The following is a 7,171-nucleotide window of genomic DNA, read 5'->3' as shown; positions in this document are numbered from 1 at the left end:
GTGCTCAATCGCTTCAGTCAGATCGGCCGACCGCAGACCGTGCCGGTGGTCGCCGTGGCATGAGTCCGTCCGGGGCTGGGGTCATGCCGTCTGCTCACGGGTTTGTGCAACAGAGCCGTGTTGTGGCAGCGAGGGCTGGACCCTGCGTTCAATGACCTGATCAAGGTGCTGGATGCCCTGTCTCCCTCAGGCGTTGAGAAACTCAACCCAGGAGATCCCGTTCGGCTGGGTGAGGATGTGACCGACCACCCCTCACTGCGCATGCCATACGGCCAAGATGTGGCCTTGGTCCACGCGTCTGCTGGCATGAGGCGCATTGCCGCATTGGCCTATCTGTTGGTGTGGACTTGGCGTGAGCACGAAAAGGCCTGTGAGCGGACCCATCAGAAAAAAGCCAAGGAAATCATCTTCCTCATTGACGAGATCGAATGCCACCTGCACCCCCAATGGCAGCGTCGCATCGTGCCTGCGCTGTTGGGGGTCATGCAGGCCTTGACCGGGCAGAAAGTGCCCGTGCAATTGATCGTGGCCACGCACTCACCGCTGGTGCTGGCGTCCGTCGAGCCAGAGTTCGATGAAGAAAAAGACGCCATCTTCAACATTCACATGCAAGGTGGGCAGGCTGATGCAGGAGCCGGCCATGGCCAACCCCACCATCGTGGTCATCACCGACCGCAATGACCTGGACGGCCAGCTCTTCGGCGTGTTCAGCCTGGCACAAGACCTGTTGCGCGAGCAGCCCGTGCAGGTGGCGACGCGGCAAGACCTGCGCGCCAAGCTGGCCAACCGGCCTTCGGGCGGCATCGTGTTCGCCACCATCCAGAAGTTCATGCCGGGCGAGGACGAGGACACCTTCCCGGTGCTGTCGGACCGCCACAACATCGTCGTGATCGCCGACGAGGCGCACCGCACGCAGTACGGGTTCGAGGCCAAGCTCAAGACGGTCAAGCGCAGGGTGGGTGCGTCCGGTGCGGCGGCGTCTGCGGTGACGTCGGGGGATGAGGCCAGTTCGGCACTGCCGGCCAATTTCGAGCAGGCCGCCTACGAGGTCGAGCACAAGTACCAGGCCGGCTATGCCCAGCACCTGCGCGATGCCTTGCCCAACGCCACCTTCGTGGCCTTCACCGGCACGCCCGTGGCCAGTGAGGACCGCGACACGCGCGCCGTGTTCGGCGACTACATCCATGTCTACGACATGCAGCAGGCCAAGGAAGATGGCGCCACCGTCGCCATCTACTACGAGAGCCGGCTGGCCAAGCTCCGCCTGAACGAGAACGAGCTGCCACAGCTCGATGACGAGGTCGACGAGCTGGCCGAGGACGAGGAGGAAAGCACCCAGGCCAGGCTCAAGAGCCGCTGGGCCGCGCTGGAGAAGGTGGTGGGCGCGGAGCCCCGGGTGGCGGCGGTGGCGGCCGATCTGGTCCGGCACTTCGAGGAGCGCAACCAGGCGCAGAACGGCAAGGCCATGGTCGTGGCCATGAGCCGCGACATCTGCGTGCACCTCCACGACGCGATCATCCAGCTGCGCCCGGATTGGCACGACCCGGACCCCGAGAAGGGTGCCATCAAGATCGTGATGACAGGCTCGGCCAGCGACAAGGCGCTGCTGCGCCCGCACATCTACAGCGGCCAGGTCAAGAAGCGGCTGGAGAAGCGCTTCAAGGACCCGGCCGACCCGCTGCGCCTGGTGATCGTGCGGGACATGTGGCTGACCGGCTTCGACGCGCCATGCGTGCACACGCTGTACGTGGACAAGCCCATGAAGGGCCACAACCTGATGCAGGCCATCGCCCGCGTGAACCGCGTGTTCAAGGACAAGCAGGGCGGCCTGGTGGTCGACTACATCGGCATCGGCAACGAGCTGAAGGCCGCGATGAAGGAGTACACGGCCAGCAAGGGCCGGGGCAAGCCGACGGTCGATGCCCACGAGGCCTACGCCGTGCTGGCAGAAAAGCTCGACGTGCTGCGCGCCATGCTGCATGGCTTTGACCACAGCGGCTTCCTCACCGGCGGACACAAGGTGCTGGCCGGTGCGGCCAACCACGTGCTGGGCCTGAAGAGCGAGGGTCAGCGCGACGGCAAGAAGCGCTTCGCCGACACGGCGCTGGCCATGAGCAAGGCCTTCACGCTGTGCTGCACGCTCGACGAGGCCAAGGCCGTGCGAGAAGAGGTGGCCTTCATGCAGGCCGTGAAGGTGATCCTGACGAAGAAGGACATCACCCAGCAGAAGAAGACCGACGAGCAGCGCGAGCTGGCCATCCGCCAGATCATCAGCTCGGCCGTGGTGTCGGACCGCGTGGTGGACATCTTCGATGCCGTGGGCCTGGACAAGCCCGACATTGGCCTGCTGGACGACGAGTTCCTGGCCCAGGTGCGGAACCTGCCCGAGCGCAACCTGGCGGTGGAGCTGCTGGAACGCCTGCTGGAGGGAGAGATCAAGAGCCGCTTCGCCACCCACGTGGTGCAGGAGCGCAAGTTCTCCGAGCTGCTGGGCAACGTGATCAAGCGCTACCAGAACCGGTCCATCGAAACCGCGCAGGTGATGGAAGAGCTGGTGGAGATGGCCCGGAAGTTCCGGGAGGCGGCCTCTCGCGGAGAGAGCCTGGGCCTGAGCGAAGACGAGCTGAAGTTCTACGACGCGCTGATCGTCAATGAATCGGCGGTGCGAGAGCTCAGCGACGAAACGCTGAAGAGGATCGCCCACGAACTGACGACCAGCCTGCGGCAGAACATCAGCGTGGACTGGGCCCAGCGCGAGAGCGTGCGGGCCAAGCTGCGGCTGATGGTCAAGCGCGTCCTGCGCAAGTACAAGTACCCGCCGGACCTGGCGGATGCCGCGGTGAGCCTGGTGCTTGAACAGGCCGAGACGATCGGCAACGAATGGGCCCGGTGAACGGGCCCGATCGCGCCGCCGTCAGGCCATCGACCGCTGCCCCTGCGGCAGCTTGAATCCCGCCACCGCATCGGCCAGCGCGGTGGCCTGCTGCTGCAGCGACTGCGCCGCGGCGGCAGCCTCTTCCACCAAGGCGGCGTTCTGTTGCGTGCCCTGGTCCATCTGGGAGACGGACGAGCCCACTTCGGTGATGCCGCCGCTCTGCTCGCGGCTGGCGCTGCTGATCTCCGCGACGATGGTGGTCAGGCCGCGGATGCTGTCGACCACCTCCTGCATCGTCGCGCCGGCGTCCTGCACCAGGCTGCTGCCGGCGCCGACCTGCTCGACGGAGTCGTTGATCAGGGTCTTGATCTGCTTGGCCGCGTCGGCGCTGCGGCTGGCCAGCGTGCGCACCTCGGCGGCGACGACGGCGAAGCCGCGGCCCTGCTCGCCCGCGCGGGCGGCTTCCACCGAGGCGTTCAGCGCCAGGATGTTGGTCTGGAAGGCGATGCCGTCGATGGTGCCGATGATGTCGACGATCTTGCGCGAGGCCGCGTCGATGCCGCCCATCGTGCGCACGACCTGCTGCATCACGTCACCGCCGCGGCTGGCCACCTGCGCGGTCTTGGCGACGAGCTGGTCGGCCTGCGCGGCGCTCTCGGCGTTCTGCCGCACGCTGCCGGTCAGCTGATCCATCGCGGCGGCGGTCTGCTGCAGCGCGCTGGCCTGCGATTCGGTGCGCACCGACAGATCGTTGTTGCCGGTGGCGATCTCGCTGGCGGCCACGCGCACCGATTCGGACGATTCGCGGATGCGCAGCAGCACCGAGGAGATCTTGTCGGCGAAGCGGTTGAAGGCCGCGGCGATCTGCGACAGCTCGTCGCCACCGGTGCTGTCCATGCGCCGCGTCAGGTCGCCGTCGCCGGAGGCGATGTCCTCGAGCGCATCGCGCACCAGGTCCAGGCGGCGCAGCTGGCGGTGGACGAAGGCCGACACCAGGGCGCCGGCGACCAGCACGCACAGCACGGCGATGATGAGGGTCGTGCGCATCAGCGCGTTCAGCCCGGCGGTGGCTTCGGCGCGGTCCACGGCCGTCAGCAGAACCCAGGGCGTACCGTCGACCTTGGCGGCATAGACCATCTGTGCGGCGCCATCGATCTCGACGTCGGCACGGCCGCCCTCGGCCACCAGCTTCTGCAGCAGCGCGGCGTCCAGGCCCTTGGCCAGGTCGGTGACGGGCTTGAGGGTGAGTTCCTGGCGTTCGTGCGCCAGGATGGTGTGGTTGCTGCCGTCGACGAGCAGGGCGAAGCTCTTGTCCAAGGGGCGGATGCCGCTGACCTTCTTGACGATCGAGGTCATCTTCGAATCAGCGGTGGCGACCCCGATGGCGGCGCCGCCACCGGCCGCGAGCACGGGCTCGACGAAGCTGATGTACAGCGTCTTGCTGGCCGCGTCGACATACGGTGCCGTGAAGGTCGGGGTGCCCGTCTTGACGGCCAGTTGATACCAGGGCCGCGTCGTGGCGTCGTAGCCGGCCGGGGCGGTCCAGCCGCTGAAGAACGCGCGCTTGTCGCTCATGCCGACGCCGACCGAATCCATGTCACCGGCCAGGCGCGCCACATCGAGCGCTGGCATCGGATCGGCATCGACCAGAGCGATCGCCCGGGTGACCGCATGCGCCGTGCGCTGCTTGTTCGCCACCCAGTCCGACAGCTCCCGCGCGGACCCGCGGGTGGTGCTGCTGATGCGGTCGTCGAGCGCCGACAGGGTGTTGCCGCGGACGATCCCGAAGGTCACCGACGACAGGACGATCGGGGTCAGGACGGCGATGGAGACGCTGACGCCGATCAGGCGCGCTCGCAGGGTGTTGAACATGGTGTGCAGCCTCGGAGAAAGACGGATGCCGTGGACCGGATTCCGGGTTCTCGGCCGGCATGGCGCGGCGTGAAGGCGCATGACGCCCGTGTGGGCCGCTGGCGTGACGGATGTGCGCAATGAACAGGTGCGTCGACACGCGACCGACGTGGCCGGGGCCCGGCATGCCACCGCTCGGGTATGGCGCCACCCGCGGCCACCGGGTGCGGGGAATCGCACCACTGGAGTGCGAGCCGGCCCGCCCTTGCGCGCTCCACAGGCAGCGAAGCCCCAAGACGGGGCGCACACCGTGCCATCGACACAGGCACGAAACTCGCTAACCCTCCCGCAGGAGGCACCCCCACGGTGTCTTGAGGGTCGCTAGGGTTCCGACGTGCCGCCAGCCGGTGCGTGTCTGGTCCGAGAGCGGCCGGCCTGAGGCCCGCCCTGACAGCGGCAGCAGGTTCCACGGCGGGACAAAAGCCCGGGAGGTTCACTTCGCATCGCGAAGGTGGCCTCCTGCATTGTCCCGACCGACTGGAGCCTCAGATGTCGACTTCCCTGCGCAACCGTCTCGCGGCCCGTGCCGCCTCGCTGGCCGTGGCCGGCAGCGTCTTCGCCCTCGCCCTGCTGGGCGCCCCCGCGGCCCGTGCCGAGGTCAAGGTCGGTGTGTCGGACTGGCCGGGCTGGGTGGCCTGGTACGTGGCCGAGCAGAAGGGCTACTTCAAGAAGCACGGCGCCGACGTCAAGCTGGTCTGGTTCGCGAACTACACGGACTCGATCTCGGCGCTGTCGGCCGGCCAGCTCGATGCCAACGCGCAGACCTGGTCCGACACCATGGGCCCGCTGGCCAAGGGCCTGCCGCTGAAGGTGGTGCTGGTCAACGACAACTCGGCCGGCAATGACGCGCTGGTGGTCAGCCCGAAGATCAAGTCCTTCAAGGACCTGAAGGGCAAGTCGGTGGCGCTGGAGCAGTTCAGCGTCTCGCACTTCGTGCTGGTCAACGCGCTGGCCAAGAACGGCATGAAGATGGGCGACATCAAGCTCGTCAACCTGGCCGCCGGCGATGCGGCCGCGGCCTTCATGAGCGGCCGCGTCGATGCGGCGGTGGTGTGGAACCCCTGGATCCACCAGATCGAGAGCAGCGGCAAGGGCAAGGCGCTGTTCACCTCGAAGGACCTGCCGGGCCTGATCCCCGATCTGCTGGTCGCGCAGGACAAGGCGATCAAGACCAAGCGCAAGGACCTGGTCGGCATGATCCGCGCGTGGTTCGACACCGTGGCCTTCATCCAGAACAGGCCCGACGAGGCCGCTGCGATCATGAGCAAGGTGGTCAGCCTCAAGCCCGACGAGTACAAGGTCTTCCTGCCCGGCACCCGCTTCTTCGACGCGAAGCTGAACCAGGAGGCGATGGGCCCGGCCTCGCAGCCGCTGTCGCTGCTCAGCGTGGCGCCCACGGTGGTGAAGTTCCTGGCAGACAACAAGCTGATCGAGGGCACGCCGGACGTGGGCAAGGCCATCGACGCCTCGCTGCTGGCCGATGCACTCAAGCCGTGAGCTGGACATGGCCGAGATCCTGAGGAGTCCCGGAATACCCGCCGAGACCGTGCCACGGCCCGTGGCCCTGCCCGCATCGGCACGGCCCTCGCGCTGGTGGTCGGTGCGCGCGGCGATCCCGGCGCGGGCCCGGGCGCTGCTGGCGCTGGCCGGGCTGGTGCTGCCGCTGGCGCTGTGGTGGGCCGGCACCGCGGGCCGGGCCGGCGACGCGGCCGATGCCGTCTTCCTGCCCTCGCCGGCCCAGGTCTGGAGCCGCCTGGCCGACTGGTGGCAGGCGGGTGACCTGGCCGGCGACATGCGGGTCAGCGTCGGCCGCGTGCTCGGCGGCTTCCTGCTGTCGGCCGCCCTCGCGCTGCCGCTGGGGCTGATGATCGGCAGCTTCCGTGTCGTGCAGGCGCTGCTGGAGCCGCTGACCGACTTCATCCGCTACATGCCGGCGGTGGCCTTCATCCCGCTGGTCATGCTGTGGGTGGGCATCGAGGAGTCGTCCAAGGTGGCCATCATCTTCATCGGCACCTTCTTCCAGATGGTGCTGATGGTGGCCGAGGACGTGCGCCGCGTGCCGCTGGCGCAGATCGAGGCCGCGCAGACGCTGGGCGCCACGCGCACCGAGCTGATCGAGAAGGTGATCTTCCCCTCGGCCGCACCGGCCCTGCTGGACACCATGCGCGTGACCATGGGCTGGGCCTGGACCTATCTGGTGGTGGCCGAGCTGGTGGCCGCCAACTCGGGCCTGGGCTACGCCATCCTCAAGGCCCAGCGCTTCCTGCAGACCGACAAGATCTTCGCCGGCATCCTGCTGATCGGCCTGATCGGTCTGCTGACCGATCAGTTGTTCCGCTGGGCCCACCGCCGGGCCTTCCCCTGGCTGCACCTGAAGGGTTGAGC

Annotated in this window: 4 protein-coding genes, 1 pseudogene and 1 riboswitch; of the genes and pseudogenes, 4 read left to right on the top strand and 1 reads right to left on the bottom strand. The window is 67.7% G+C overall.

The features are described 5' to 3' along the window. Positions 1-261: 261 nt before the first annotated feature. Both AACH11_RS23945 and AACH11_RS23940 read left to right on the top strand, forming a co-directional pair. The gene (locus AACH11_RS23945) at positions 262-681 is read left to right on the top strand and encodes an AAA family ATPase (RefSeq protein WP_341376810.1); all 420 of its coding nucleotides are present in this window, start codon (positions 262-264) and stop codon (positions 679-681) included. Next, a pseudogene (locus AACH11_RS23940) lies at positions 593-2,893 on the top strand (type I restriction endonuclease subunit R); the annotation flags it as partial. The gene AACH11_RS23945 and the pseudogene AACH11_RS23940, both read left to right, overlap by 89 nt. A gap of 21 nt (positions 2,894-2,914) precedes the next feature. On the opposite strand, the gene AACH11_RS23935 reads toward AACH11_RS23940, so the two are convergent. Beyond that, on the bottom strand, positions 2,915-4,747 hold the full coding sequence (locus tag AACH11_RS23935; protein WP_341376809.1) for a methyl-accepting chemotaxis protein: 1,833 nt from the start codon (positions 4,745-4,747) through the stop codon (positions 2,915-2,917). 349 nt (positions 4,748-5,096) lie between these two features. After that, positions 5,097-5,219, top strand: a riboswitch (guanidine-I (ykkC/yxkD leader). A 56-nt stretch (positions 5,220-5,275) separates the two neighbouring features. Between AACH11_RS23935 and AACH11_RS23930 the strand changes: the two genes are divergently transcribed. After that, positions 5,276-6,283, top strand: a complete 1,008-nt coding sequence (locus tag AACH11_RS23930) for an ABC transporter substrate-binding protein (protein ID WP_341376808.1) — start codon at positions 5,276-5,278, stop codon at positions 6,281-6,283. Next, positions 6,267-7,169, top strand: coding sequence for an ABC transporter permease (locus tag AACH11_RS23925; protein WP_341376807.1), 903 nt, complete (start codon positions 6,267-6,269; stop codon positions 7,167-7,169). The genes AACH11_RS23930 and AACH11_RS23925 overlap by 17 nt, the downstream gene beginning before the upstream one ends. The last annotated feature ends 2 nt before the right edge of the window (positions 7,170-7,171 follow it).

Source organism: Pseudaquabacterium rugosum, assembly GCF_038066575.1.
Taxonomy (GTDB): Bacteria; Pseudomonadota; Gammaproteobacteria; order Burkholderiales; family Burkholderiaceae_C; genus Pseudaquabacterium; species Pseudaquabacterium rugosum.
Note: the sequence above shows the minus strand (reverse complement) of the source record. Positions and strands in the feature narration are given on the sequence as shown.

Excerpts from the sequence above, each read along its gene's own strand:
- AACH11_RS23945 (WP_341376810.1), top strand. The coding sequence starts at position 262 with ATGCCATACGGCCAAGATGTGGCCTTGGTCCACGCGTCTGCTGGCATG.
- AACH11_RS23935 (WP_341376809.1), bottom strand. The coding sequence starts at position 4,747 with ATGTTCAACACCCTGCGAGCGCGCCTGATCGGCGTCAGCGTCTCCATC.
- AACH11_RS23930 (WP_341376808.1), top strand. The coding sequence starts at position 5,276 with ATGTCGACTTCCCTGCGCAACCGTCTCGCGGCCCGTGCCGCCTCGCTG.
- AACH11_RS23925 (WP_341376807.1), top strand. The coding sequence starts at position 6,267 with ATGCACTCAAGCCGTGAGCTGGACATGGCCGAGATCCTGAGGAGTCCC.